Below are 26,172 nucleotides of genomic sequence, written 5' to 3' on the forward strand. Positions count from 1 at the left end.
ACCGGAGCTCCTGAGCGGATTGCCGGAGACAGGATCAGACACTCGGTGCGGTTCGAGCTGTCCCACCTGGTGCGCCCGGAGTTCCAGCGCGAGACGACGTGAGCACCGGACGCCGTTCCGCGACGCGACGCTCCAGGTCGCGGACGCGTCAGAACACCCTGAAGTACAGCGGCACCTTGACCGACTTCTTCTTGGTGGAGGTCGCACGGTAGACGACCTTGAGGTAGTGGTGCGTCGGTCCCACGGAGCGCGGCAGCGAGACCGTGCGCGAGCCGTCGTGCTTCTTCTTCAGCCGCACCGTCTTGACCGTCCTGCCGTCCACCTTCAGGTCGACCTTGCCGGTCAGAGCGACGTCCGAGGGCGAGCGCAGGTGGAACCGGACCTTGACGCGCTGGGGTCGGTGCACCGTCTTGTCGAGGATCTCGGCCCGCACCTTCGTCGTGGCCTTGTGCACCGTGACCGTGCGGTACGTCGTCCTGGCTTCGTAGACGGTGTCGCCGGAGTACACGAAGCGGAGCTTCGTCCGCCCGACGGGAAGCTTCCTGCCCTTGATCAGGACGACGACATCGCCGGAACGGTCCAGCGTCGCCGTGCCGACCCTCGTCGTCCCCCGATAGACCCTCACCGTGCCCGTCGGTGTCTGATCGGGCCAGTACTGCTCCGCGCTGCGGACGTCGACGCGCAGCCTGTGCGGCCTGCCCCACTGCAGCGTCCGAGCTGTGGCCCGCTCCACCCTGATCGACGCCGGGTTCTTCACGACCTCGAGGTCGAGGGAGGCGCTGGTGTCCGCCACGTACGGTGAGTCGGTCAGCCGGACCGTCAACCTCTGCCGGCCGGCGGGGACCGCGTCGGGGGCGAGCGAGAACACGACGGCACGGGATGCCGTGCTCGTCACGTCCCGGGTCGCCAGTCTCCTGTCACCGTCGTACAGCGACATCCTCCCGTCGATCCGCCATGAGGAGTCCAGGTACGCGGCCACCTCCCAGGTCCCGCCGGCGGTGTTCATGACGCCCTGCTGGACGTCGTTGGACCAGACGCTCAGGGGGAGCCGTGCCTTGTCCACGGTGAACGTCCCGCTCACCGTGGAGGTCCGGAGATCGCCCGAGCTGTAGTACGTCACCTCGTAGGTGTGCACGCCCGCTGCTGCGGCCGGCACCCGGGCACGTGCCGACCCTTCGATCAGCCGGGCGGTCTGGGCCCCCATGGCCGGGTCGTCCCACGTGATCCGCACCTGGCCGTTCGGCTGGTCGCGGCCGTCGACGGGCAGGTCGGACGGCGTGGTGACGTCGACCGAGAAGACTGCGGTCTCGGAGTACTCGACCCGCTCCGGGTGGTCGACGGACATGCTGGCCCCCGACCCGCTGCCCTCCTCGACGTGCAGGGTGCCGACCCAACGCTGCGTGGCGTACTCGCGAGGACCCCGGTAGGTGATCGCCACCTCGTGCGGGCCGGCCGAGACCGGAGGCGTCGGGACGTCCCAGCGGACCGTCGAGCTCTCGCCGGTGAACTCCCGCCCTCCGACGACTCCGGCCCGGTCGACCGCTGCCTGGAGACCACCGCGCCCGACAGGTTCACCGTCGGGCCCGGTGGCCGAGATGTCGAGCACCAGGGGCCCGCCGGGCCGCCACGTCCCGACCTGGACGACCTGGAGAGTCGTCTCGACGGGGTCGTCCCCGTCGGCTGCGGAGGCGGGCGCCACGAGCAGCGTGAGGAGGCCGAGCGCGGTGGCGACCGCCATCGCCACGGTGCGGGTGAGGGCGGTGAAACCGCTGGTCATCGAAGTGATCTCCCACTGCCGTCGTCGATGACCGCGACAGTAGCGACCGTCTCGAGCATCTGTCCAGGGGATGTTCAGGGACTGGTCACTTCTCGATCATCCCCTCCGGGTCACGGCCGGGGAACGGACCTTCATCACGCACCTGCCTTGCCGTAGCGGCGGCGGACCTTCTCGACGCGACCGGCGGTGTCGACCACCCGGGAGCTGCCCGTCCAGAACGGGTGGGACGCGCTCGAGACCTCGACGTCGATGACGGGGTAGGTGTGGCCGTCGCTCCACGCGACCGTGGCGGTGGGCCGCCCGGGACCCGCGGGGGTGTGCCCGGCGAGCGTGGAGCGGGTCAGGAACGAGAAGCCGGCGGCGACGTCGCGGAACACGACGGGGCCGTAGGTGGGGTGGACGTCCTTCTTCATGAGCGGTCCGCTCACCAGGTCGAGGCACTCGGCACCGGTGAGATGCGCGCTCGCGGAGCCTTCTGGGTGGCCACCCGCCCCGGCTCGCCGTGCCTGTGGGACGGCGCCGGTGGGCAGCTGTGCATCGCCGACCTCGGCACCTGGGACGAGGTCGCCGCGGGCTGCGAGCCGCACACCCGCATCGTCGTCGTCGGGGCGGGCACGATCGCCGAGGGCGAGTCGGCGCGCGCACGGCTCACCGCGGCGTTCCGGGCCGCGCTGGCGACGGACGGGGAGCTCGCCGACGGCGGGCTCGCGTGGTCGGGCAACGAGGACGCGCTCGCGCCGTGGCTGGGCCTGCGGCACTCCTGAGGATCAGGCGCCCGGCTCGTCGCGGTCCACCCGACCCTGTGCGACGAGCGGTGGCGTGCGCTCGTGCGTGCCGACGTCGACCGCTGCGACGACCCCGCCACGCGCGCCGCTCGCCTCCTCGAGCTGCACGAGGGCGCACGTCGCGGGGTCGTCGACCTCAGGACCCGGCGTGGGTGTCGGGCTCCACGATCGGGTCGGCGGCGTCCTCCTTGGCCTCCCCCGGCTGCGCACCGGGCGCCCCGAGGTCGGCCCCGGCACGCACCAGCTCCTCGATCTGGCGTCCCGTGTCGGCGTCGACGTGCTTCCAGTAGGCGAAGGCCCGCTCCAGCACGTCGCCCTCGACCCCGCCGAGCAGGTGCCCGGCGACGGTCTTGACGAAGGCGGCACGCTGGGTGTCGTCCCAGACGTCACGGACCAGGGCGCCGGGCTGGGAGAAGTCGTCGTCGCGTTCCCGCAGCGTGTAGGCCTGGCGGACCATGTCGCCGTCGGACTCCCAGGACGTGTCGACCACGCCGGTGGTGTCGGCGTACCCGCGACCGAACGAGTTGGGCGCGTACACGGGGTCGTCGCCGCGGTGCTCGTACGCCATCGGACCGTCCTGCGTGTAGGTGTTGACCTCCACGTGCGGGCGGTTGACGGGAAGCTGCAGGTAGTTGGCGCCGATGCGGTGACGGTGGGTGTCCGAGTAGGCGAAGGCCCGCCCGAGCAGCATCTTGTCCGGGCTGAAACCGATGCCGGGCACGAGGGCGGACGGTTCGAACGCGGCCTGCTCGATCTGCGCGAAGAAGTTGTCCGGGTTCTTGTTCAGCGTCATCGTGCCGACCTCGATCAGCGGGTAGTCGCTGTGCGGCCAGATCTTCGTCAGGTCGAACGGGTTGGTGTGGTAGGTCTTGGCGTCCTCGTAGGGCATCACCTGCACGGACAGCGTCCAGGACGGGAAGTCGCCGCGGTCGATCGCCTCGGACAGGTCCCGGCGGTGGAAGTCGGAGTCCTCGCCCGCGATCCGGGTGGCGTCGTCGTCGGTGAGGCCCTCGACGCCCTGGTTCGAGTGGAAGTGGTACTTGACCCAGTGCTTCTCGCCGGCGGCGTTCACCCACAGGTAGGTGTGAGAGCCGTAGCCGTTCATGTGGCGGTAGGTCCGCGGGATGCCGCGGTCGCCCATGAGGTAGGTGACCTGGTGGGCGGACTCGGGGTTGAGCGACCAGAAGTCCCACTGCATGTTGTTGTCGCGCAGGCCGTTGCCGCCGCGGCGCTTCTGGCTGCGGATGAAGTGCGGGAACTTCATCGTGTCCCGGATGAAGAAGACCGGCGTGTTGTTGCCGACGAGGTCGTAGTTGCCCTCGTCGGTGTAGAACTTCAGGGCGAAGCCGCGCGGGTCGCGCCACGTGTCCGGCGAGCCCTGCTCGCCCGCGACGGTGGAGAACCGCGCGAGCATCTCGGTGCGGACCCCGGGCTGGAACAGACCGGCCTTGGTGTAGGCGGAGACGTCCTGCGTGGTCTCGAAGACGCCGAACGCACCCGACCCCTTGGCGTGCACGTTGCGCTCCGGGATGCGTTCCCGGTTGAAGTGCGCCATCTGGTTGAGGAAGTGCACGTCGTGCAGGACGATCGGGCCGTCGGGTCCGATCGTGAGGCTGTTGCGGTCGCTCTCGGCCGGTGCACCGGTGTCCGTGGTGGAGCCGAGGCGTGCCTCGTCCGTCGGCTCCGCCTGCACGGACGTACCGTCGTGGGGCTGGGGGGTGTCGGGCATGGTCGGTCACTCTCCTTCGTCGTCGCAAGGGTCCGCGGGGGTCTCGACCCTCGTCTCGATTCCCTTCGCAGTCTGCTACTGCTCGGCCCGCTCGGCATCTGTGAAGGGTGTGCGAAGGCGCGCACGGCGTCGCGCGATCCCTCGAGCCGTGCCGAACCGGCATCGTGCCGCGACGGACCGGCATCGTGCCGCGACGAACCGGCGTCGTGCCGCGTCGTGCCGCAGGCGGCGCGGCCCGTATCCTGCGGGGACACCGACCGCACCCTGCGACCGCACACCTGGAGGACCGATGGCCGAGAGCGCATTCCTCGCGCCCGGCGACGCCGTCGACCTGGACAACTGCGCGCGCGAACCGATCCACATCCCCGGGTTGGTGCAGCCCCGCGGCGTCCTGCTGGCGCTGCGCACGGACGACGCCGTCGTCACCCAGTGCTCGGACAACGTGGCCGCCGTGCTGGGCCACGACGTCGCCGCCGTGCTCGGCGCCCCGCTCGCACGAACCCTCGGCGACGGCCCCGCACGGATCGTCCTCGACCACGTCGCGGACGTCGACGACCCCCGCCTGCGCAACCCGCTGGACCTGGAGATCCTCGTGGACGGTGCGCCGCGCCGCTTCGAGGCCGTGCTGCACCACGCGCCGGAGTCCACGGTGCCCGGGCGTCCCGCCGTGCTCGTCGTCGAGCTCGAACCGTTCTCGTCCGGGCAGGGCGCCCTCACCTACGCCACGACCTTCCAGCCGGTGCGCGACGCCCTGACCGAGCTGGACCGCGCCGGTTCCCTGCGCGAGCTGTACGACATCTCCGTCACGCGGGTGCGCGAGCTCACCGGGTTCGACCGGGTCATGCTGTACCGGTTCGACGCCGACCACAACGGCGAGGTCGTCGCCGAGGCGATGCGCGCGGACCTCAACTCGTTCCTCGGGCTGCACTACCCGGCGTCGGACATCCCGCCGCAGGCGCGAGCCCTGTACGAGAAGAACTGGATCCGCCTGATCTCCGACATCGACTACACGCCGGTGCCGATCGTCCCCACCGACGACCCGGTCACGGGTCACCCCCTGGACCTCACGTACGGCACGCTGCGCAGCGTCTCGCCCATCCACGTCGAGTACCTGCAGAACATGGGCGTCGGCGCCTCCATGTCGATCTCTCTGCTGCGTGAGGGCAGGCTCTGGGGCCTCATCGCCTGCCACCACTACTCGGGCGCGCACGCCCCGTCGTACGCGGCACGCGCGGCCGCCGAGTTCCTCGGCTCGACGCTGTCCGCCCGGCTCGTCACGCAGGCCGAGGACGACCGTTCCGCCGCGGCCCGCCGTTCCGCCGACGTGCTCGCCCACCTCGTGGCCGCCACCCGGGACGACGACGTCACCCTGACGAGCGCCCTGACCGGCTCCCCCGGGCTGCTCGACCTGGTGCCCGCCGACGGCGCGTTCGTCGTCGCCGAGGGCCGCGTCGCCACGCTGGGCGACGCCCCCGACGAGGCCGTCTGCACCCGGCTCGCGACGGCGCTGGCGGAGCACAGCGACGAGCTGCTCGTCACCCACCGCCTCGGCCAGGAGTTCGGCGACCTCGCCGAGATCGTGCCCGACGTCGCCGGCGTGCTCGCGCTCGTGGTGCCGGGCGGCGGCGTGGTGGTCTGGCTGCGCGGCGAGATCGAGAAGACCGTCGACTGGGGCGGCGACCCGTACAACAAGGCGATCGCGCGCCGTGAGGGCGACACCGTGCGCCTGTCCCCGCGGCAGTCCTTCGCGCGCTGGCGCGAGGTCGTGCGCGGCACCGGTGAACCGTGGACCAGCGACGAGGTCGACGTCGCCTCGTCGCTGCGCGGCTACCTCGGTGAAGGCCTGCTGCTGCGGGGCCGACGCGACATCCGTGCCGCCACGACGCTGCAGCGCAGCCTCCTGCCGACCACGCTGCCCGAGGTGGACGGCTGGCGGGTCGAGGCGCTCTACGAGCCGTCCGGCGGCGGGCTGGCCGGGGGCGACTGGTACGACGCGCTCGTGCTGGACGACGGCCGCATCGCCGTCGCCGTCGGGGACGTGTCCGGGCACGGTCTGGCGGCCGCCGCCACGATGGGTCAGCTCCGCAACGCGCTGCGCGCCCTCCTGGTCGCCGGGAGCACCCCCGTCGAGGCGATCTGCCAGATCGACCGGCTCATGCGCACCACCTTGCCCGGACAGGTCGCCACCCTCGTCCTGGTGCTCGTCTCCCCGGGCACCGGGGACCTGGAGTACGTCAAGGCCGGGCACCTGCCGCCGGTCGTCGTCGGGCCGGACGGCGCCACCGTCGTCGAGACGCTCGGGGAACCGCCGCTCGGCGTCGGCAAGCGGCAGGGTCGCTCAGGCCGGGCGCACGTCGCGCCCGGCGGTGCCGTCGTGCTCTACAGCGACGGCCTGGTGGAACGCCGCGACGAGTCGATCCTCGACGGCGTCGAGCGGCTCCGCGCCGCGGCGACCGGCGGCGTCGACCCGGCGGACCTGGTCACGCGCGTGCGGGACGGCGCGTCCGACGACGACGCGACCGTCGTCGTCGTGCGGCGCGCCTGACCCGGGCTGGCTCACACCAGGCTGGGTTCGCCGATCCTGGCGGTGAAGGTCGCCCACACGTGCTTCGCACCCTCGGTGCAGGACCAGCCGACCTCGTCGGCGAGGCGGGACGCGAGCCGCAGCCCGAACCCGCCCTGACCGGTCGGGCGGCCCGCGGCGATCTCCGGCGTCACACCGGGCGCGCGGTCCACGACGTCGAGCAGGTAGGTGCCGCCACGCACGGACAGCCGGACCAGTGCCGGCCCCTGGCCGTGCCGCAGCGCGTTGGTGGCGAGCTCGCTCGCCACGAGCAGGATCGACTCGGGGATGTCCTCCAGGGTGGTGCCGCACGACGGCAGGGAACCACCGATCTGACCGCGCACCGCGGTGAGCTCGTCCATCGACAGCAGAGGCCACGAACCGATCTCCTGGAACCCTTCGGGCACCGGCGCAGCAGGAATGCTGAGCTTCATGACGATCGTCTCCTCTCAGTCCTGCAGAACGAACATCGTCTCCACACCACTGAGGCGCAGCAAGTCGAGAACCTTCCCAGGGGTCCCCACCAGCACCGGAGGAGTCGGCTTCGCCTCGGCCGCGTCGTACAGCAGGCGCAGGCCGCCGGAGTCGATGAACGTGACCTCCGAGAGGTCCACCGTCAACGGCTCGTCGGCCGTGGCGCGCAGGTGTTCGCCCAGGTCGGCCTCCACGCGCGACTGCACGGCGGCGTCGACCTCGCCCCACATGGCCCAGCGGACACGATCGGGGTCGATGGAGACCCCGCCGTGGAAGTCCTCAGTGTTCACAGTCACCTTCACAGCTCGAAGTCGTCGGTCGCTGCTGCTTCACGACGGCAACATGGTGCCCGACATCGGGGAGGAACCGCGAATCCGGGCCGCTGATCGTCACTCGACGAAGGCGAGCGTCGTGGCCACCCAGGTCGCCAGCAGCCGCAGGCCGTCGTCCGACGGCGACCCGGGCGCGGCGGTGTGCACGTTGAGCTGCAGGGGTCGCCGGGCAGCTCGAGGGCCTCGTGGTCGAGCTCGAGGACGCCGTCGTCCAGGTGCTCGACGGCACCATCCAGCCCGGTCTCGTGTTCGACGCCGAGGGCTACCGGCTCATGGACTCCCGCGAGGCGCTGAAGGTGCCGGTGCGTCCCTGACCACGACGAGCCCCCGACCTGCACAGGCAGGCCGGGGGCTCGTCCGGCGAGCGGCGTCCTACGACGCTGCGGCGTCGAGGACGAACGTCACCGTGGTGGCGTTCCCCGCGACATCCTTCACGACCAGGGTGTTCTCCCCCGCCACCGCGCCGAACGCACCGGGCTTGACGGCGTTGAGGTCGGACCAGACGTTGTCCGTCAGGTTCTTCTCCACCCCGTTGAGGGTCAGCCGGTCGACCCTGTGGGCGTCGAACAGCTTGAACGACACCTTGGCGTAGGTCCCGTCCGTGCCGACGGTGAAGTCGGCGCCGTCCTTGACCGTGACCTTCGGCGGGACGGCGTCGAGGAAGAACTCGACCGTGGTCTCGTTCCCCGCGACGTCGTGCACCACGAGGGTGTTCTGGCCCGCCACCGCGCCGAAGGCGCCCGGCTTGACGAAGTTGAGGTCGGACCAGACGGCGTCCGTCAGGTCCTTCTCGACCCCGTTGAGGACGACCTTGTCGATCTTGCCCTCGTCGTGGAGCTTGAACGACACCTTGCCGTAGGCGCCCTCGACGCCGGTGGTGAACTCCGTCCCCGTCTTGACGGTCACCGTCGGTGCGGTGGTGTCCGCCGGGGCGGCCGCGGTGACGGTGAGGTCGCGCAGGCGTCCGGTGTTGTCGAACGAGCCGAAGCCGACGCGGCCCTCGTCGAACGTGGTGTCGTTCGCCGTGAGCAGCGGGGTGTCGAGCCCGTCGACGTACACGGCGATGTCGCCGCTGTCCACGCATCGCACGACGCGCACGTCGTGCCACTCCTCGTCGGTGACCGCCGGGGGTGCGCCGACGGCGCCGTCCCACTGGTCGTCGATCCGTTCCCGGTCCACGTCGTCCACCTTGAAGATGCCGTTGTGGGCGTAGATCGTGTTGTCCTGCGAGAGGTGGGCGTAGTAGTACTCGGTGTCCGACTGCCAGCCGAAGACGACGATGACGTCACGGTTGTTGACCGACGCCGGGGCGTCGAGCCGGACCTGGCCGGTCAGCTCGAACGACCCGAGCTCCGGCCCCTCGGCGAGGACGGCGTACTCGAACGGGCGGCGGATGCCGTCGTTCGGGTTGGTGCCGGGCTCGGTGAGGACGACCTCGTCGCCGGGGAACGCCCACTTGGCCGGTGTGCGCGGTGCCCAGTCGTCCGCCGACATGACGTCGGTGGTCTCCTGGCCGTCCGGGGTGCACGACGGCGCCTCGGGCTCGACGGGCTCCTCGGCGCCGAACAGCGCGTACTGCGCGGCGACCTGCTCGGGTGTCGGGGCGACGTCGAGGAACATCAGGTCGTCCGAGCGACCGTTGAACGGGTTGGCCTCCTGCGTGTTCTGCGGGTAGCTGCCGCCGATCTTGATCCCGGTGGGCGCGGTGTCCGACGTCGCCCCGGAGCCCCAGGTGTTCGACGCCGTGTACGTGCCGTCGAGCTCCTCGCCGTTCATGAAGAGCTTCATCTCACCGTCGGCGAAGTCGAACGTCGCGGCGAGGTGGACCCACTTGCCCTTCTGGAGGATGTCCTGCCAGGGCAGGTCCGCGGCGTACGTCCACGACCCGGCGCCGTCGACCCGTCGGCCCAGCGCGACGACCTTCAGCTCGCCGTCCACGGTGATGACCTCGAGCAGCGCACGCACGGCGTGGCCGTCGGACGTGCCGGTGAGGACGCCCGCGAGGCCGATCGCGTTGTAGCGGTCGTCCGGGTCCGACGTGCCGGAGTTGAGGGCCGGGTGGTCGCCGGTGGGCTTGAACCAACCCATGACGGCGGCCTCGTCCGTCCCCGCGAACGCGTCCAGCGTGTCGATGCCGGTCGCGTCGTGGACACCTGCCTTCCAGTCGTCGTTCGACGCGGTGCGCGGGTTCATCTGCTGCGTCTGGAGCGCCTCGCCCGCACCCGGGTAGGCCCGGTCCGCGACGCGCTGCTCGACACCGCCGTTGACGAGGGAGATGTTCGTGCCCGACCAGCCCTGGTCGGCCTCCGTCGTGGGCGACCCGGCCACGGGGTGGTCGAAGTCGTAGTGCGCCACCAGGTTCTGCGCGAGCTCGGGCAGGGCGAACGGCGACTTCGCGCCGACGTTCCGGGCACCCGTGACCTTCCAGATCTTCCCGTTCGCCTTGGCGACGAGGTACAGCTCCCCGTCGGCGTCGGAGCCGAACCGCAGGTCGACGCGCTGGTCACCGACGAGCTCCTGGAACGTGGTCTCCTCACCGTCCTCGAAGACGCGGAGCTGGTCGATCGTGGCGAGGTCCTCGATGTCGCCGTCGTTGCGGACCATCTCGTCCGCCTCGGTGGACAGCACCCATCCGCGCACCAGGTCGGTGAACAGGTACTTGCCGCGCAGCTCGGGGATGTCCCCGCGGTACACGAAGCCGCCGTTCACGGCCACTCCCGCGTCACCTGTCTGGCCCGGGTCACGGTTGTGGTCGTAGGCCGCCACCGGGTAGGTGTAGCCGTACTGCGCGTCGTCGGCGGGCAGGGGGTAGATCTGCCGGTTGTCGGCCCGGAACGAGCCCTCGCGCTCGGACCAACCGAAGTTGTCGCCCGGCTCGACGGCGTAGATCGACTCCACCTGCCACTCGCCGATGTGGCCGAGATACATCGTGTGGTCGCCCGCCGGATCCCAGCTGATCCGGTGCGGGTCCCGCATGCCGACGGCGTAGATCTCGCCGAGCGCGTCCGGGGTCCCGACGAACGGGTTGTCCTGGGGGATGCCGTACTGCCCGTTCGCGCTGTCGTCACCCAACGGGTCGATCCGGAAGATCTTGCCCTGCGGCGTCGACAGGTCCTGCGGGTTGCCGTTCGCGACGCCGTTGGCACCGTCACCGACGAGGACGTACAGCATCCCGTAGTCGGCGTCGCCCGCGGTCACCGTCGGGTTGAAGGCGATCTGCTGCACCGTGTGCGCCCGGCCCGCGAACGGAACGCGCATGAGCTCACGACTCGTGCCCTCGAACGCCTCAGCGGCCGGGTCGGTCGCCGTCCACTCGGTGATGACGCTGTGGTAGTTGGTGGCGCCGAAGCCGGGGAAGTCCGGTGTGTCCTCGGTCAGGGCGCTGCCGGACTCGGTGTGCACCGTGTAGAAGAGCCCGTTGTCGGCGAACTCGGGGTGGAACTCCACGAACCCGAGACCCGTCCCGAGACCCGCGTGGTTGTGGAAGTTGTCCACGAACCGGTCACGGACGTTGAGGTAGTCGACGTACTCCCCGGTGTCCTCGTCCACCAGGAAGATGCTCTCGTTCATGTCCGGCACGGCCAGCCGTCCCGAGTCGTCGGGAACCTCGTCGAGGTGCGTGATGCGGTTGTGCCGCACCAGCCTCTGGTCGCCCGTCTCCGGCGTCGTCTGCGACTCCGGGAGCTGGGCGAGCTCGGTCACCTCGATGCCGAGGGTCGACAGTGCAGGGTCGGGCAGCGGGTTGACGAGCGGGGCGTCGGGCTCGGTGCCACCGGCCGCGCAGTCACCCGGGTTGCCGGTCGCGACGGCGAGGTTCTCCCCCGTCGTGTCCACGGCGACGTCGTCGAGGAGAAGGCGTCCGGTGCTGTTCGCCCCGTGGATCCAGAAGAACCGGTCGAGGTCGCCGCTCACGCTCTCGCGGAAGCCGAACTGCCGCTCGGTGCCCTCCGGAAGCCGGGTGATCTCCTCGTAGGGCCCGCCCTGGCTGTACACCGTGACCTCGTCGGCGGCGTTGTCCGCGACCATCCAGACGCACTGCCACGTGTCCCGGGACCACACTCCCGCGGGCTCGAAGACGTTGCCGTCACGGACGTTCAGGACGTCGTCGTTCTGGTTGTTGACGTACGCCCGGCTGTCGGCGAACTCCGCCGGGGCGTCCACGTCGGTGACCCCGAACGAGGCGTCGACGCTCCCGCTGCGGAAGAACCGGAAGAACAGCGTGCCGGTGTCACCGTCGGCGATCGGCGGGATGGCCCGGTAGGCGCGCTCCCTGCCCCCGACCGACTCCAGGACCTGGTTGTTGGCGTTGAGCGGGCCGGCGACGACCCGGGTGGCCGCCGTGGCGGTCCACCCGTCCTGCCCGTTCAGCGCCGTGCGCTCGTACTGCTCGAAGTCGAGCAGCTCGGTGAACCCCGCCGATGGTTCGGCGGCCGTCGCCGGGACGGTCGCAAGGACGGTCCCGACGAGTGCCGTGGTCGCGATCGCGGCCACGAGTCGTGCGGCGCCCGGGGGTGCGGCGTCGCGGGGAGAAGGGCGCAGACCTGTCGTCTGCTGGAGGGAGTGTGGCCAGTGCATGCGAAGACCTCTCAACGTCGTTGTCGATCGGGTTCGTGCCGCTTCGTCGGTACTGCCACCCACCGGTGCGGCACTGCGCCGGTGGGAGTCTGGGAGGCCGCGCTCGGGCGCAGCCGCTCACCGGTGCCCGGTGAGGTCACGGACACCGGTGAGGGTCGTGGGAGGTGACGGGACAGGTCAGGCGGGCGGAGGCACCCGCCGGGCTGCGGTCATCCGACCGCCTTGCCCGACGGACGCCCACCCAGGTACAGCTCGGACAGCTGCGGATCGGCGAGCAGCTCGGGCGCCGGACCGGTGATGTGCACCCGCCCGAGGTCCAGGACGCAGCCGATGTCCGCCGTCTCGAGCGCCCGCCGGGCGTTCTGCTCGACGAGCAGGACCGCCACACCCGCATCGCGCATCCGCACGACCTGCTCGAACACGGTGCCCGTCGTCTTCGGGTCGAGTCCCATCGACGGCTCGTCGAGCAGCACGACCCGCGGGCTCACCATGAGCGAGCGCGCGAACTCGACCTGCTTCTGCTGACCGCCGGACAGCAGACCCGCGAGCTGCTTCCACCGTTCGCCGACGATCGGGAACAGCTCCTGCACGAACGCGACCCGCTCCGCGACCTTCTCCTTGTCGCCGATCGTGTACGCACCGAGCAGCACGTTCTCCGCGACCGTCATCTCACGGAACACGCTGTGCCCCTGCAGGACGTGCGCCAGGCCGGAGGAGAGCATCTCCTGCGGCCCCTGCCCGGTGACGTCCTGCCCACCGACGAGGACACGCCCCGACCGTGGCTTCAGCAGGCCGCTCGCCACCTTGAGCACGGTGGACTTCCCGGCACCGTTCGGGCCCACGAGGCACACGACCGTGGAGGCCGGGACCTTGATCGTCAGGCCCCGCAGCACCATCGCCGCCCGGCCGTACCCGGCCTGGACGTCGTCCAGCTCCAACAGGTACTCGGACCCCTGCGCGGGGTTCTGGTCAGACGCCAAGGTAGGCCTCCAGGACTCGCGGGTCGGACTGCACGACGGCGGGGGTGCCCTCGGCGATGGGGGCGCCACGGTCGAACACGATGACGTGGTGGGACAGGCTCATCACCATGTCCATGTTGTGCTCCACGACGAGGAACGTGCGCCCCTCGGCGTTGAGCTCCTGGACGAGCGTCCCGATCCGCCCGATGAGGGCCGGGTTCACACCACCGGCCGGCTCGTCGAGCATGATCGTGTCCGGGTCGCCCATGAGCACCCCGGCGAGCTCGAGGAGCTTCTGCTGCCCGTAGGACAGGTTGCGCGCCTCCACGTTCTCCAGGTGGTCGATGCCGACCCGCACCAGCAGGGCGCGGGCCTTGTCGATCTCCTCCGCGTTGCGCGCACCGCGCAGGAGCTCGCCGATCCTGGTGCTCCGGACCGCGACCAGCATGTTCTCCAGCACGGTCATGCGGGGAAAGATCCGGCACAGCTGGAAGCTGCGACCGATGCCCGCCCGCGCGATCCGGTGGGGCGCCTTGCCGGTGATGTCCTCACCCTTGAACGTGACCGTCCCCGAGTCCGGCTTGATCATCCCGGTGACGCAGTTGAAGAACGTCGTCTTGCCGGACCCGTTGGGGCCGATCAGGGCATTGATCTTGCCGTGGTGGAACGTCACGGTGGCGTCCCGCACGGCGTGCACCCCGCCGAAGGACTTGGTGAGCCCCACCGTCTCGAGGTTGCGTGTGGTGGGCGGTGCGACGGCGGTCATCGTCCCTCCTCCTCGGTCGGGGTGGTCCTGGCGTGCTTGCCGCCGGGAGCGGGGGTGTCGCCCGAGGCCGCCGAGGCGCTCGCGGCAGCACGGTTGCGTTCGAGCAGCTCGGCGGCGGTGATCTCGCGGATCGAGGAGTCCTGCGGGCCGAACCTCTGCACGAGGCTCTTCACCGCGGGGATGATCCCGTCGGGCATGAACAGCACGACCACGCCGAGCAGCAGGGCGGTGGCGACGAGGTGGAGCTGGGTGTCGCCGAACTCGAGCTTGAAGTACTCCAGCCCGATGCCGACGATGACGGCACCGAGGACGGGCCCGAACAGGTGCCGGACGCCGCCGAGCAGCGCCATGAGCACCATGTACGTGCCGAGCATGATGGAGAACTGGAAGATCGGGTCCAGGTCACCGAACCACAGCGCGTACAGCCCGCCGGCGAGCCCGGTGAAGGTGGCCGAGACGACGTAGGCGATGAGCTTGTAGTTGCGTGTCGGCACGCCGAGGGCCTGCGCCTTGTCCTCGTCCTCCCGCACGGCCTTGAGTCCGGTGCCGAACCGCGAGCGGTCGATCACCCACCAGCACACGAGCATGACGGCGAGCAGCGCCGCGAACAGGTAGAAGAACACCTGGTGGTGCTCGGGGCGCATGAGGTCGGGGAACGGCCGCGGCACGACGAGGCCGTCGGAGCCTCCGGTGAACGAACCCCACGCCTGGAAGACCAGCAGGAGGATCAGCACGAACGAGATGGACACGATCACGAACGAGGCACCCCGCACCCGCAGGGCGGCGATGCCGACGGGCACGGTGACGAGCAGCACGATGAGGCCGCCGACCGCGAGGGCGACGAAGCTGGGCAGGCCGACGTCACGGATCAGCAGGCCGGTGGCGTACGCCCCGAGCCCGAAGAACGCCGCGTGACCGAGCGAGACGTAGCCGGTGAAGCCACCCATGAAGTTCCAGGCGGTGGCGGTGCAGGCGTAGCTGAGGACGACGACACCTGCGGACAGGATGTACGGGTTGGGTGCGATGGTCGGGAACGACAGGACGAGGGCGACGCCGACGACGAGCGCGACGAGGCGGACGATCCACCCGGTGCGCCCCCCGCGCGGTGCGGTCCTGCGGGCGGTGGTGGCGCCGTCGGACGGCGTCCCGGAGGACGGCGATCCGGCGGACACGTCCTGGACCGGCCTGGTGTCAGAAACGTTGGGCAAGGCGACCTCCGAAGAATCCCTGGGGCCGCAGCATCAGCGTCGCGAACAGGGCGACGTAGAAGATGGTCTGCGCCCACGTGGTGCCCAGCGGCACCTGGAGCAGGCTCTGGCCGATGCCGAGCACCATGGCGGCGACGGCGGCACCCGGGATGGAGCCCAGGCCACCGACGACGATGATCGCCATGAGCGGGCCGATCCAGTGCCAGTGCAGCGACGGGTAGATCGTCGCGTCGAGGGAGAGCGCCGTGCCGCCGATGGCAGCGGTCGCGAGGCCGAGGCCGAAGCCGAACCCGGCGACCCGGTCCGTCTTGATGCCGACGAGCTGCGCAGCCTCCTGGTGCTGGATCGTGGCCCGCAGCGCCAGCCCGAACCGGCTGTGCTTGAGCAGCAGGTAGAGCAGCCCGAGCGACAGCGCGGCGAGGCCGAAGGCGATGAGCTTGACGACGGCGACCTGTGCACCGAAGAAGTTCAGGCTCTCCCCGGAGTAGGGGAGCTGGATGCGGCGCTGGGTACCGCTCCAGACGAACCCGATCATCCCCTCGATGAAGAGGGCGATCGCGAACGTCAGGAGCACCGACATCATGGTCAGCGTGGCCGGCCGGAGCCGGGTGATGAGAAGTCTCTGCATCCCCACGCCGACGAAGAAGAAGAGGGGCACCGTGACGACGAGGGAGAGCAGCGGGTCCATGCCCGTCTGCTGGTTGAAGTACCAGGCGAGGTAGGCGGCGAGGATGAGGAACGCCGAGTGGGCGATCATCACGACCCGCATGACGCCGAAGTACAGGGTGAGGCCTGCGGCCAGGAGGGCGTAGAGCCCTCCCAGCAGCACGCCGAGCACGAGGCTCTGGAAGAGGAGCGTGGTGGTCACGTGCTCACCACTCGGGCTTCGGGTAGATGAGGTCGGCTTCCTTGGCGTCCTCGGGCAGGACGATCTGGATCTCGCCGTCGACGTACTGCTGGATGAGGTGGGCGCCCTGAGGCTTTCCGGTCTCGTCCCAGGTCAGCGGTCCGACGACGGTGTCGACCTCGTTGGTGCGCAGCCAGTCGATGAGCTGCTGCTGGCACTCGCCCTGCTCGGCGCAGCCGGCGGCCTCGACCGCGGCGGCGACCACCTGGCCGGTCGTGTAGGCGTTGGCCTCGTCCTCGCCCGGGGGGTTGCCGTGCACCTCGGTGTACCGCTCGACGAAGTCGACGTTCGACGGCCAGCTCGCGGTCTCCGTATAACCCGTGGGCGAGAGGATGCCCTCGGTCTTGTCGCCGATCGCGGCGGCGAACTCCGGGTTGGTGGGGGCGGTCGAGAAGGCGGCGAGGTCCGGCTGGTAGTTCAGCTGCTGCAGCGCCACGATGAGGTTCACGGCGTCCTGGTACTGGGTGCCGCCGATGACCATGTCGGCGTCGGAGTCGCTGATCTTCGCCGCGATGGACGAGAAGTCGGTGGTGTTGGGCGGGTAGACCTCGTCGACGACGACGTCGAGACCACCCTCGGCGAGCTTGTCGCGCAGACCGTAGGCGGTGCCCTGGGCGAACGGGTCGTCCATGGAGGCGACGGCGACGGTCTGGGGGCGCTCCCCCTCGGGCATCGCGAGGATCTCCTCGGCGAGGTAGTTGTAGTGGTCGTCGGCGACGGCGGGCGCGGCGTAGAAAAGGTTGTCGAAGCCCTGCTCGAAGACCTCGGCCGCGGCGCCGGCAGGCTCGACGAACAGCATCCCGTACTCCTGCGCGACGCGGGCGCTGGGCACGACGAGGCGGGTGGAGAAGGGGCCGAACACGAGGTCGACCTCGTCCTGGGCGATGAGTGCCTCGTAGTCCTGCACGACGCGGTCGGCGTTGGACTGGTCGTCGAGGATCTTCAGCTCGACCTGTCGACCGAGGAGGCCTCCGTCCTCGTTGACGAACTGGGCCCACGCCTCGTAGCCGCGCTGCACGCCCTTGCCGGGTTCGGAGAAGTCGCCGGTGAGCGGTAGCGAGATGCCGACGACGATCGGGTCGTCGGCCCCTTCACCGCCTCCGCTCGCCTCGTCGGCGTCGCCGGAGCATGCGGTGAGGACCAGTGCGGCGGCCGACAGGCCGGCGACCGTGGCGAGGGTGCGGGCTGAACGCGGGCGCTGGGTCGTCCGTGGAGACATGAACTGACTCTCCCTACTTCGTCGTAGTGAGTACCGGTTTCGTACGTCGGTGCACGAAAGCGCTTTCGTAAGCGCTTCCGTTACCGTACGACGAGACGGTGGATGTGGCAAGGGGCAGATCGGGTGGATACTCCAGATCGACACCGGACGAGCGGAGCATCGTGGGACGAGAAGCGCAGGACCAGCGCAGGCGCGTGGCGCCGCGGCTGCTCGACGTCGCCGAGCGGGCGGGCGTGTCGCTGGCCACCGCGTCGCGGGCCCTGTCCGGCAGCGAGGGCGTGTCCCAGGTGCTGGCCGAGCACGTCCGGTCCGTGGCCGAGGAGATGGGATACGTGGCGAACCCCCACGCCCGCACCCTCGCCGGCGGGACGACGTCGGTCGCCGGTCTGCTGGTCTACGAGGTGGGCGACCCCTACTTCGCCGAGATCGCCAACGGCGTCGTGGGCGTCGCGGCCAAGCACGGATGGAGCGTGCAGGTCGGGCACACCGAACGCCGGGCGAGCGCCGAGGCCGTCCAGATCCGACTCATGCGAGCCCAGCGGGTCGGCGTGATCGTCATGGCCGGTTCCGGCTACGTCGACCCCGCGATGGAGGCCGAGACCGCCCGCGAGCTGAGGACGTACGAGGAGGGCGGAGGGCGCGTCGTCGTCGTCGGGCGCCACCACCTGCCGGCCGACGCCGTCCTGCCGGACAACGTGGGCGGCGGCCAGGCCGTCGCGGAGCACCTGCTCGACCTCGGGCACCGCCACCTCGCCGTCGCCGCCGGCCCGGAGCACCTCACGACCACCGACGACCGGCTCAGCGGCATCCGCGCCGCCCTCGCGGCGGCGGGTCTCGACCCGGCCGGCCTGGCCGTCGTCCACGCGTCGTTCACGCGCGAGGGCGGCCGCGACGCCGTGCGGCGGATCCTTGCCGAGCATCCCGCCACGACGGCGATCCTGGCTCTCAACGACGCCATGGCCACCGGCGTCGTCTCGGCCCTGCGCGAGCGCGGGATCTCCGTGCCGCAGGACGTCTCGGTCACCGGGTTCGACGACATCCAGGTCGCCCAGGACCTCGCACCTGCGCTCACCACGGTTCGACTGCCGATGAGCGAGATGGGTTCGGCCGCGCTCGAGCTGGCGCTGCGCCCGCCCGCGGCCCGCCCGCGGAGACGACGCCTCGGGAGCGAGCTCGTGGTGCGTGACTCGACCGCCGCGCCGCGCCGCTGAACGAGGTCGACCCCGCCGGCAGGTCGACCCGGCCCGACCCGTGACGTGACGAGCCGCGCCGCCGCTCAGGCGTCGACCGGTGCCGGCTCCTGACCGAGCCGCCGCGCCAGCACGGAGCACACCACGAGCTGGATCTGGTGGAACACGACCAGCGGCACGACGACGACTCCGAGGGTCGCCGCGGGCAGCAGCGCGGAGGCCATCGGCAGACCCGTGGCCAGCGACTTCATCGACCCGATCAGCAGGAACGTGATGTTCTGGTCGCGCGGCAGGCCGATGGCCCGCCCGCCCCACCAGGTCACGGCGAGCATGATGGCGAGCAGCAGCGCCGCGGACCCGACGATCACGAGCACCGCCCATCCCGTCATCTCGTCCCAGATGCCCTCGGCGGTGGCGCCGCTGATCGCGGTCAGCACGATGAGCAGGATCGTGCCGCGGTCCACCGCCTGGGTGACGCCCTTGTGCCGCCGCACGAGATCGCCCACCCACGGCTGCAGGACCTGCCCGACGACGAGCGGCACGAGAAGCTGCAGCAGCACCTTCTCGATGCCGCCCACCCCGACGGCGCCGCCGGTCGTGGCGGCTCCGCTCATGAGCCCGATGACGAGCAGCGGGGTGGCGACCAGCCCGACGACGTTCGACAGCGTCGCGCCGCAGATCGCCCCGGGGACGTCGCCGCGCGCGACCGACGTGAACGCCACGGCCGAGTTCACCGTGGACGGCAGCAGGGACACGCACAGCAGCCCGACGGCGACGCTCTGGCCCACGAGGGGGCCGACGACGGCCGACAGCCCGAGGCCGACGAGCGGGAAGATCACGAACGTCGCGACGAGCAGGGCGCCCTGGAGGCGCCAGTTCGTCAGCGAGCGCAGGATCTCCCGGGTCGGCAGCCGTGCCCCGTAGAGCAGGAACAGCAGCGCGACCGCGACGTCGGCGACGACGTCGAGGGTGCCGCGCACGCCGTCGGGGATCGGGACGACGATGCCGACCAGCAGGGCGAGGAGGATCGCGACGACGAACGGGTCGACCCAGGTCTTCACGTGTCGCCACCAGCTGGCCGGGCGGCCGGGTCGTCGCGTCATGGGTGTCCTCTCGGTCCTCGCCGGCCCGGTCCGGTCTCCGGGTGGCGCGCCGGTCAGGGTACGCGGGTCGCGTGTCGGCCGTGTGTCCGCGACCACCGGCACGGTCGGCGCAGGCCGGCCCCGGTCCACAGTCGCGGGCCGCCAGCCATCAGCCACCAGCCACCAGCAATCAGCAATCAGCCGCTCGCGCGCCGACGGCCCCCGGTCAGGCGGAGCCCCGCCAGACCACCTCGGTGGGGAGGGTGACGCTGGCGACGTCGCGACCGGCCAGCTGGTCGAGCACGAGCCGCGCGGCGGCACGGCCCATGTCGCGCGCGGGCTGCCGGACGGTGGACAGGTGCGGGTTGCAGCGCTGGGCCCAGGCGCTGTCGTCGAACCCGACGAGGCCGACGTCGCCGGGGACGTCCCGGCCGTGCGCGCGCAGCACCTCGAGGGCGCCTGCGGCGACGGCGTCGGAGGCGGCGACCACCCCGTCGACGTCGGGCTCCCGCTCCAGCAGCTCGGTCATGCCCTGGACGCCGGCCGAGTAGGAGTAGAGCGGGAGCGGCACGACGAGCCGTTCGTCGTACCGCGCGCCGAGCGCCTCGGCGAAACCCTCCCAGCGGTCGGCGCCCGAGTCGCGGTCGAGGGCGCTGGCCAGCATGCCGATCCTGGCTCGCCCGGACCTGGCGAGCCGCCGGGTGATCTCGGCCGCCGCCTGCCGGTTGTCGATGCCGACGTGGGGCACCTTGACCGCGGGGTCGGTCCGCCCGACGAACGCCGCCGGGAGGCCGATCGACTCGATCGCGTCGGTGATGCGGTCGTGCGAGCGGGCCGAGACCAGGACGACACCGTCGACGAAGGCACCGCGCAGGTAGTCGGCGACCCGGGCGGCGTCGGCCTCGGTGTCGACCACCAGGACGACGAGCTGACAGCCGCCGGCGGCGACGACGTCGTTGGTCCCGAGCATGATGGACCCGATGTTCGGGTCCTCCGAGAAGATCAGGTGCGGTTCGTGCACCACGAAGCCGATCGCCTGGGACCGGCGCGTGACCAGGTTGCGGGCGGCGTTGTTCCGGACGTACCCCACCTCGGCGATGGCGGCGGTGATCCGGGCCCTGGCCTCGTCCGACACGTAGCCGGAGCTGTTGAGGTACCGCGACACCGTGCCCCGCGACACGGACGCTCGTTCTGCGACGTCGTGCACGGTCGCACGTGGACGTCCGTTCGCGGTCATACCCCGAGGGTAGTGCCGGCACCGCCTGGATGTGCACGTGTACACATCGCGAGATCTGTTGTAACCTCCACCACTGTGTGCACGTGCACACATCTTCGACGACGAGGAGCACGACGACGTGGACGAACGGCACCCCGCGCGCCACCGGCTGCCGCTGCCGCACCGGGGCATCGCCTTCGGCGGCGACTACAACCCCGAGCAGTGGCCCCGGCAGACCTGGGCCGAGGACGTCCGCCTCATGCAGGAGGCCGGCGTCGACCTCGTCGCCGTCAACGTGTTCGGCTGGGCCGAGATCGAGCGGTCCCCGGGCGACTACGACTTCGCGGACCTCGACGAGGTCATGGACCTCCTGCACGCCCACGGCGTGCACGCGAACCTCGGTACCGGGACGTCGACCCCGCCCCCCTGGCTCACCGCCGCCCACCCGGAGACGCTCCCGGTCGCCCGCGACGGCGGAGTGATCAGCCCGGGCGGCCGCCAGGCGTGGTGCCCCAGCTCACCGGTGATGCGTGAGCACGCGCTCCGGCTGACCGGCGAGGTCGCCCGTCACTACGCGGACCACCCCGCGCTCGCCCTGTGGCACGTGTCCAACGAGCTCGGGTGCCACAACGCCCTCTGCTTCTGCGACGTCTCGGCCCAGGCCTTCCGCCGCTGGCTCGCCGACCGGTACGAGACCGTCGAGGCCCTCAACACCGCGTGGGGCACGGCCTTCTGGAGCCAGCGCTACGGCAGCTTCGACGAGGTGCTGCCGCCGCGACGCAACGCCTCGGCCACCAACCCGACGCAGGAGCTCGACTTCCGGCGCTTCAGCTCTGACGAGCTGCTCTCCTGGTACGACGCCGAGGCCGCCGTCCTGCGCGAGCGCTCCGACGTGCCGGTCACCACGAACTTCATGGTGACCGCGCACATCCGCACCCAGGACTACTGGACCTGGGCGGGCCACATGGACGTCGTGGCCAACGACCACTACGTCGACCACCGGCTCGCCGACCCGCACGCCGAGGTCGCGTTCGCGGCCGACGTCACCCGCGGGCTCGCCGCAGGCAACCCCTGGATGCTCATGGAGACCTCCACCGGAGCGGTCAACTGGCAGCACCGCAACCTCGCGAAGGCGCCGGGCGAGCTGGAGCGCACCCTCGTCACCCACGTCGCACGGGGGGCTGACGCCGTCTGCTTCTTCCAGTGGCGCGCCTCGCGCGCAGGGGCCGAACGCTTCCACTCGGCCCTGCTCCCGCACGCGGGGACGGACTCGACCGGCTGGGAGACGACCCTGCGGGTCGGCCGGCTCCTCGACGCCCTCGACGAGGTCGCGGGCACCCGCGTCGAGGCCGAGGTCGCCCTGCTCTTCGACTGGCAGGCCTGGTGGGCCTGCGACGAGGACGGGCACCCGTCCTCCGACGTCCGCTACCTCGACGAGGTGCACGCGATGCACGCGGCCCTGCGACGCCAGGGCGTCGTCGTCGACGTCGTCCGGCCCGGGGCAGACCTCTCGGCCTACCGGCTCGTCGTCGTCCCGACGCTCTTCCTCGTCGACGACACGACGGCGTCCGCCGTGGAGGCTCACGTCGCCGCGGGAGGCCGAGCGCTGATCACCTATCTCTCCGGCATCGTGGACGAGCACGACCACGTGCGCACGGGCGGCTACCCCGGTGCCTTCCGCACGCTGCTCGGCGTCCACGTCGACGAGTTCCTCCCCCTCGACGCCGGGGAGGAGGTCCGGCTCGACGACGGCACGGTGGCGACCCTGTGGACCGAGCGGGTCCGCCCGCGCGGCGCGCGGGTCCACGCCCGCTTCACCGGCGGTCCGTCGGACGGCGGCGCCGCCGTCACGCGCCACCGGCACGGCCGGGGTGCGGCCTGGTACGTGGCCACCCGGTTCGACGAGCCCGGCCGCGACCGTCTCGTGGGCGAGGTCCTCGCGGACGCCGGGGTGGCGCCGATCCTGCCCGACGCGCCCCGGACGGTCGACGTCGTCCGCCGCGTCGCCGACGAAGCGAGCTACGTGTTCGTCGTCAACCACGGCACGTCCGACTACCTGGCCCCGGTGGCCGGCACCGAGCTCACCCGCGGTCGCCGGGCACGTCTGCACCGGGTCGCAGCCGGCGGCCTGGCCGTCGTCCGCCAGGAGCCCCTGCCCACCGACGACAAGGAGGACGCCGCATGACCACCACCGAGCCGAGGCGTCCGGGCGACGCCCGGGACGCGTCGCCGAGGCAGCCCCGGAGGACTCACCACCGGGGCGCCCTGGCCGTGTTCGTCGGGCCGTTCGTCGCCCTCTTCGCGCTGTTCTACCTCCTGCCGATCGGCTACGCGCTCTTCCGGTCGTTCCGCACGGTCGAGCGCGAGGGCACCTTCGGCCCCGCGGTGGACGTGTGGGGCGGCTTCGTCCAGTACCAGCAGGTCTTCGCCTCCGAGGCGTTCTGGACCTCCATCGGGCGGGTGCTGCTGTTCGGCGTCGTCCAGGTCCCGGTCATGCTCGGCCTGGCGCTGACCCTCGCCCTGCTGCTCGACTCCCCGCTCGTGCGCGGCCGACGCTTCTACCGCCTGGCGTTCTTCGCCCCCTACGCGGTGCCGGGCGTGATCGCGGCGATCATGTGGGGCTTCCTGTACTCCCCCAGCCTCTCCCCGTTCAGCGCCGTGACGGGCAACGTCGACCTGCTGGGCGGCGGCCTGGTCCTGTGGTCGATCGCGAACGTCGTGACCTGGATCTACGCCGGGTACAACATGCTCATCATCTACTCGGCGCTCCAGGCGATCCCGGGCGAGATCTACGAGGCGGCACGGATCGACGGGGCGAGCCAGGCGCGCATCGCCTGGTCGGTGAAGATCCCCCTGGTGGTCCCGGCCCTGGTGCTCACGGGCGTGTTCTCCATCATCGGCACGCTCCAGCTGCTGACCGAGCCGCAGGTGTTCCGCACGTTCACCACGTCCATCAGCTCGACGTACACCCCGAACCTCGTGGTCTACACGACGTCGACCGTCCCGAACTTCAACCTGGCGGCAGCCTTCTCGGTGGTGCTCGCCCTGCTGACGTTCGTCCTGTCCTTCGTCTTCCTGCGCCTGACGAACCGGAGAGCCCTCGCATGAGCGTCCTGACCCGCACCGCCGGCTACGGCCCGACGGACGACCGCGAGCGCCGCGGTGTGCGCGAGCGACCGATGTCGCGCCTGGTGGCGTCCGTCGTCATGGGCGTGTTCACCCTGTACTTCCTGGTGCCGATCTGGTGGCTCTTCGTCGCCTCGACGAAGTCGCGCGGCCAGTTCGCCTCCACGGCAGGCCTGTGGTTCGCCGACTGGCACCTGTGGGACAACCTGACGTTGCTGTTCACCTACGACGGCGGGGTGTACCTGCGGTGGCTGGGCAACGCGCTGCTGTACGCCGGCGTGGGGGCGCTGGCCGGGACGCTGCTGGCGTCCATGTGCGGCTACGCCCTGGCGAAGTACACCTTCCGTGGCCGCGGCCTGCTGTTCAACGTCATCCTCGGCGGCGTGCTGGTCCCGGTGACGGCCCTGGCGCTGCCGCTCTTCCTCATCTTCAGCGCCGTCGACCAGACCAACACGTACTGGTCGGTCTTCCTGCCGAGCCTCGTGAGCCCGTTCGGCGTGTACCTGGCGCGCATCTACGCGGCGGCCGCGGTGCCGGCCGAGCTGCTGGAGGCCGCCCGGCTGGACGGCGCGGGCGAGGTCCGCACGTTCTTCACGGTGTCGGTACGGCTGATGGCTCCCGCACTCGTCACCGTGTTCCTGTTCCAGTTCGTGACGATCTGGAACAACTTCTTCCTGCCGCTGGTGATGCTGTCGGACGACAGGCTCTACCCCGTCACCCTCGGCCTCTACGCCTGGAACTCCCAGACGAACGCCGTGCCCGAGCTCCGCACCGCCGTCGTCGTCGGAGCGTTCGTGGCCATCGTCCCCCTGATCCTCGCCTTCCTCGGGCTGCAGCGCTTCTGGCGCGGCGGGCTGGCGGCGGGCGGGGTGAAGGCCTGACCCAGACCTGATCGACCAACCTGTTCAAGGAGGAACACCATGCGAAGGACCGTTCTGATGCGTTCCGGCGCGGCGGCGCTGGTGAGCGCCGTGGCGCTCACCGGCTGCTCCGGAGGCGACGACGGAGCCACCGGCGGCACGGCGGAGACGACTGCCTGCGAACCGTCCGAGGGCCCCGTCGAGCTCAGCTACACCGGCTGGGTCCCCGGGATGGAGGACGCCGTCGCCCTGTGGAACGAGGCGAACCCGGACGTCCAGGTCTCGTACAGCACCGGGCCGTCGGGGAACGCGGGCACCTACCAGGACTTCTTCAACCAGCTCGAGGCCGGGGAGGCGCCGGACCTCGGTCAGATCGAGTTCGACACCCTGCCGAACTTCCGCGTCCAGGACGGCCTGGTCGACATCGGCGCGTGCGCGGGCGTGGCCGAGGCCGGGGACCAGTTCATCGACTGGACGTGGGAGCAGGTCACGTTCGGCGAGGAGGGTTCGGTCTACGCGATCCCGCAGGACACCGGTCCGATGGCGATGTTCTACCGCAAGGACCTGTTCGAGCAGGCGGGCATCGACGTGCCGACCACCTGGGAGCAGTACGCGGAGGCTGCCGCGAAGATCCGCGACGAGGGCGCCTACATCACGCACTTCCCGCGCACGGACGTCAACTGGTTCGCAGGGCTGGTGTGGCAGGCCGGCGGTCAGTGGTTCGCGAACGACGGCGACGCCTGGTCGGTGGAGCTGACCAGCCCGGCGTCCACGCAGGTGGCGGACTACTGGCAGGGCATGATCGACGACGGGCTCGTGAAGGACACCGCAGGGTTCTCCGACGAGTGGAACAACGAGCTCAACACCGGCGAGCTGTGGACGTGGGTGAGCGCCGTGTGGGGGTCGAACTCCATCTCCTCGGGCGCACCGGACACGTCCGGCCTGTGGGCCGTCGCCCCGATGCCGCAGTGGGAGGAGGGCGCGAACGCCGCCGGCAACTGGGGCGGTTCGTCCGTCGCCGTCTTCAAGGGCTCGGAGCACCCGTACGAGGCGGCGCAGTTCGCCCTGTGGCTGAACACCTCCGACGAGGCGCTGACGGCGCTCAACCAGGGCGGCGGCCTGTACCCGGCCACGACGGCAGGCCTGGACCTGCCCGCCCTGTCCGAGGGGCTGGAGTTCTACGGTGACCAGCCGGTCTTCGACGTGTTCGCCGAGGCTGCGGCCGCCACGGACCCGGACTTCGTGTGGGGTCCGACCATGGCCCAGACGTACAACGACGTCGCCGACGGCTTCGGGGCCGCGCTCGACGGCGACGGGACGCTCGCCGATGCGCTCTCCCAGGGCGAGGAGGCCACCGTCTCCACCCTGCGCTCGCAGTCGATCCCGGTCGCCGAGTGAGCGTCG

22 protein-coding genes are annotated in these 26,172 nt (G+C 71.0%); 8 read left to right on the forward strand and 14 right to left on the reverse strand.

Annotated elements, in window-relative coordinates; all coding sequences use genetic code 11:
- Nucleotides 1-148: 148 nt before the first annotated feature.
- Together ACNHYB_RS10715 and ACNHYB_RS10720 are read right to left on the reverse strand one after the other, a co-directional pair.
- Nucleotides 149-1,777, reverse strand: a complete 1,629-nt coding sequence (locus tag ACNHYB_RS10715) for an Ig-like domain repeat protein (protein WP_418275331.1) — start codon at nt 1,775-1,777, stop codon at nt 149-151.
- A 134-nt stretch (nt 1,778-1,911) separates the two neighbouring features.
- A complete protein-coding gene (locus tag ACNHYB_RS10720) occupies nt 1,912-2,190 on the reverse strand; it encodes a type B 50S ribosomal protein L31 (RefSeq protein ID WP_418275332.1) in 279 nt (92 codons plus the stop codon).
- Between ACNHYB_RS10720 and ACNHYB_RS10725 the strand changes: the two genes are divergently transcribed.
- Nucleotides 2,173-2,541: a GTP-binding protein gene (locus tag ACNHYB_RS10725; RefSeq protein ID WP_418275333.1), complete on the forward strand. Its 369-nt coding sequence runs from the start codon at nt 2,173-2,175 to the stop codon at nt 2,539-2,541. The genes ACNHYB_RS10720 and ACNHYB_RS10725 overlap by 18 nt on opposite strands.
- 3 nt (nt 2,542-2,544) lie before the next feature.
- Here ACNHYB_RS10725 and ACNHYB_RS10730 read toward each other — a convergent pair whose 3' ends face one another.
- Nucleotides 2,545-2,670 (reverse strand): hypothetical protein, encoded by a 126-nt coding sequence (locus tag ACNHYB_RS10730; protein WP_418275334.1) that lies wholly within the window; start codon nt 2,668-2,670, stop codon nt 2,545-2,547.
- Nucleotides 2,671-2,698: 28 nt separating this feature from the next.
- A complete protein-coding gene (locus ACNHYB_RS10735; RefSeq protein WP_418275335.1) occupies nt 2,699-4,291 on the reverse strand; it encodes a catalase in 1,593 nt (530 codons plus the stop codon).
- Nucleotides 4,292-4,580: 289 nt separating this feature from the next.
- Here ACNHYB_RS10735 and ACNHYB_RS10740 point away from each other — a divergent pair, with 289 nt between their 5' ends.
- A complete protein-coding gene (locus ACNHYB_RS10740; protein ID WP_418275336.1) occupies nt 4,581-6,836 on the forward strand; it encodes a SpoIIE family protein phosphatase in 2,256 nt (751 codons plus the stop codon).
- 11 nt (nt 6,837-6,847) lie between these two features.
- Here ACNHYB_RS10740 and ACNHYB_RS10745 read toward each other — a convergent pair whose 3' ends face one another.
- The gene (locus tag ACNHYB_RS10745) at nt 6,848-7,288 is read right to left on the reverse strand and encodes an ATP-binding protein (RefSeq protein ID WP_418275337.1); all 441 of its coding nucleotides are present in this window, start codon (nt 7,286-7,288) and stop codon (nt 6,848-6,850) included.
- 15 nt (nt 7,289-7,303) lie between these two features.
- On the reverse strand, nt 7,304-7,624 hold the full coding sequence (locus ACNHYB_RS10750) for an STAS domain-containing protein (RefSeq protein WP_418275338.1): 321 nt from the start codon (nt 7,622-7,624) through the stop codon (nt 7,304-7,306).
- Between the two features lie 221 nt (nt 7,625-7,845).
- Between ACNHYB_RS10750 and ACNHYB_RS10755 the strand changes: the two genes are divergently transcribed.
- Complete coding sequence (locus ACNHYB_RS10755; protein WP_418275339.1) at nt 7,846-7,974, forward strand: hypothetical protein; 129 nt, start codon at nt 7,846-7,848, stop codon at nt 7,972-7,974.
- A 58-nt stretch (nt 7,975-8,032) separates the two neighbouring features.
- Here ACNHYB_RS10755 and ACNHYB_RS10760 read toward each other — a convergent pair whose 3' ends face one another.
- From ACNHYB_RS10760 to ACNHYB_RS10785, 6 genes are all read right to left on the reverse strand, one after another.
- The gene (locus ACNHYB_RS10760) at nt 8,033-12,235 is read right to left on the reverse strand and encodes a PQQ-dependent sugar dehydrogenase (RefSeq protein WP_418275340.1); all 4,203 of its coding nucleotides are present in this window, start codon (nt 12,233-12,235) and stop codon (nt 8,033-8,035) included.
- A gap of 209 nt (nt 12,236-12,444) precedes the next feature.
- The gene (locus tag ACNHYB_RS10765; RefSeq protein ID WP_418275341.1) at nt 12,445-13,215 is read right to left on the reverse strand and encodes an ABC transporter ATP-binding protein; all 771 of its coding nucleotides are present in this window, start codon (nt 13,213-13,215) and stop codon (nt 12,445-12,447) included.
- On the reverse strand, nt 13,205-13,960 hold the full coding sequence (locus tag ACNHYB_RS10770) for an ABC transporter ATP-binding protein (protein WP_418275342.1): 756 nt from the start codon (nt 13,958-13,960) through the stop codon (nt 13,205-13,207). Before ACNHYB_RS10770 ends, ACNHYB_RS10765 begins: the two co-directional genes overlap by 11 nt.
- The gene (locus ACNHYB_RS10775) at nt 13,957-15,132 is read right to left on the reverse strand and encodes a branched-chain amino acid ABC transporter permease (RefSeq protein WP_418275343.1); all 1,176 of its coding nucleotides are present in this window, start codon (nt 15,130-15,132) and stop codon (nt 13,957-13,959) included. Before ACNHYB_RS10775 ends, ACNHYB_RS10770 begins: the two co-directional genes overlap by 4 nt.
- Before the next feature lie 19 nt (nt 15,133-15,151).
- Nucleotides 15,152-16,036 (reverse strand): branched-chain amino acid ABC transporter permease, encoded by an 885-nt coding sequence (locus ACNHYB_RS10780; RefSeq protein ID WP_418275344.1) that lies wholly within the window; start codon nt 16,034-16,036, stop codon nt 15,152-15,154.
- A 4-nt stretch (nt 16,037-16,040) separates the two neighbouring features.
- Nucleotides 16,041-17,294, reverse strand: a complete 1,254-nt coding sequence (locus ACNHYB_RS10785; RefSeq protein ID WP_418275345.1) for an amino acid ABC transporter substrate-binding protein — start codon at nt 17,292-17,294, stop codon at nt 16,041-16,043.
- A gap of 161 nt (nt 17,295-17,455) precedes the next feature.
- Between ACNHYB_RS10785 and ACNHYB_RS10790 the strand changes: the two genes are divergently transcribed.
- Complete coding sequence (locus ACNHYB_RS10790; RefSeq protein ID WP_418275346.1) at nt 17,456-18,505, forward strand: LacI family DNA-binding transcriptional regulator; 1,050 nt, start codon at nt 17,456-17,458, stop codon at nt 18,503-18,505.
- A 65-nt stretch (nt 18,506-18,570) separates the two neighbouring features.
- On the opposite strand, the gene ACNHYB_RS10795 is transcribed toward ACNHYB_RS10790, so the two are convergent.
- Nucleotides 18,571-19,545, reverse strand: coding sequence for a bile acid:sodium symporter family protein (locus ACNHYB_RS10795; protein WP_418275347.1), 975 nt, complete (start codon nt 19,543-19,545; stop codon nt 18,571-18,573).
- A 247-nt stretch (nt 19,546-19,792) separates the two neighbouring features.
- Nucleotides 19,793-20,803 (reverse strand): LacI family DNA-binding transcriptional regulator, encoded by a 1,011-nt coding sequence (locus ACNHYB_RS10800; RefSeq protein WP_418275348.1) that lies wholly within the window; start codon nt 20,801-20,803, stop codon nt 19,793-19,795.
- Nucleotides 20,804-20,921: 118 nt separating this feature from the next.
- On the opposite strand from ACNHYB_RS10800, the gene ACNHYB_RS10805 reads away from it, so the two are divergent.
- From ACNHYB_RS10805 to ACNHYB_RS10820, 4 genes are read left to right on the forward strand one after another with little or no spacing between them, the layout of a single operon-like run.
- A complete protein-coding gene (locus ACNHYB_RS10805; protein WP_418275349.1) occupies nt 20,922-22,967 on the forward strand; it encodes a beta-galactosidase in 2,046 nt (681 codons plus the stop codon).
- Nucleotides 22,964-23,890 carry a carbohydrate ABC transporter permease gene (locus ACNHYB_RS10810; RefSeq protein WP_418275350.1) on the forward strand — a complete coding sequence of 309 codons (927 nt, stop codon included), beginning with the start codon at nt 22,964-22,966 and terminating at the stop codon, nt 23,888-23,890. Before ACNHYB_RS10805 ends, ACNHYB_RS10810 begins: the two co-directional genes overlap by 4 nt.
- A complete protein-coding gene (locus tag ACNHYB_RS10815) occupies nt 23,887-24,789 on the forward strand; it encodes a carbohydrate ABC transporter permease (RefSeq protein ID WP_418275351.1) in 903 nt (300 codons plus the stop codon). Before ACNHYB_RS10810 ends, ACNHYB_RS10815 begins: the two co-directional genes overlap by 4 nt.
- Nucleotides 24,790-24,828: 39 nt before the next feature.
- Nucleotides 24,829-26,166 (forward strand): ABC transporter substrate-binding protein, encoded by a 1,338-nt coding sequence (locus ACNHYB_RS10820; protein ID WP_418275352.1) that lies wholly within the window; start codon nt 24,829-24,831, stop codon nt 26,164-26,166.
- The last annotated feature ends 6 nt before the right edge of the window (nt 26,167-26,172 follow it).

Origin of the sequence: Isoptericola jiangsuensis (assembly GCF_048320105.1) — a bacterium.
GTDB classification, from domain to species: Bacteria; Actinomycetota; Actinomycetes; order Actinomycetales; family Cellulomonadaceae; genus Isoptericola; species Isoptericola jiangsuensis_A.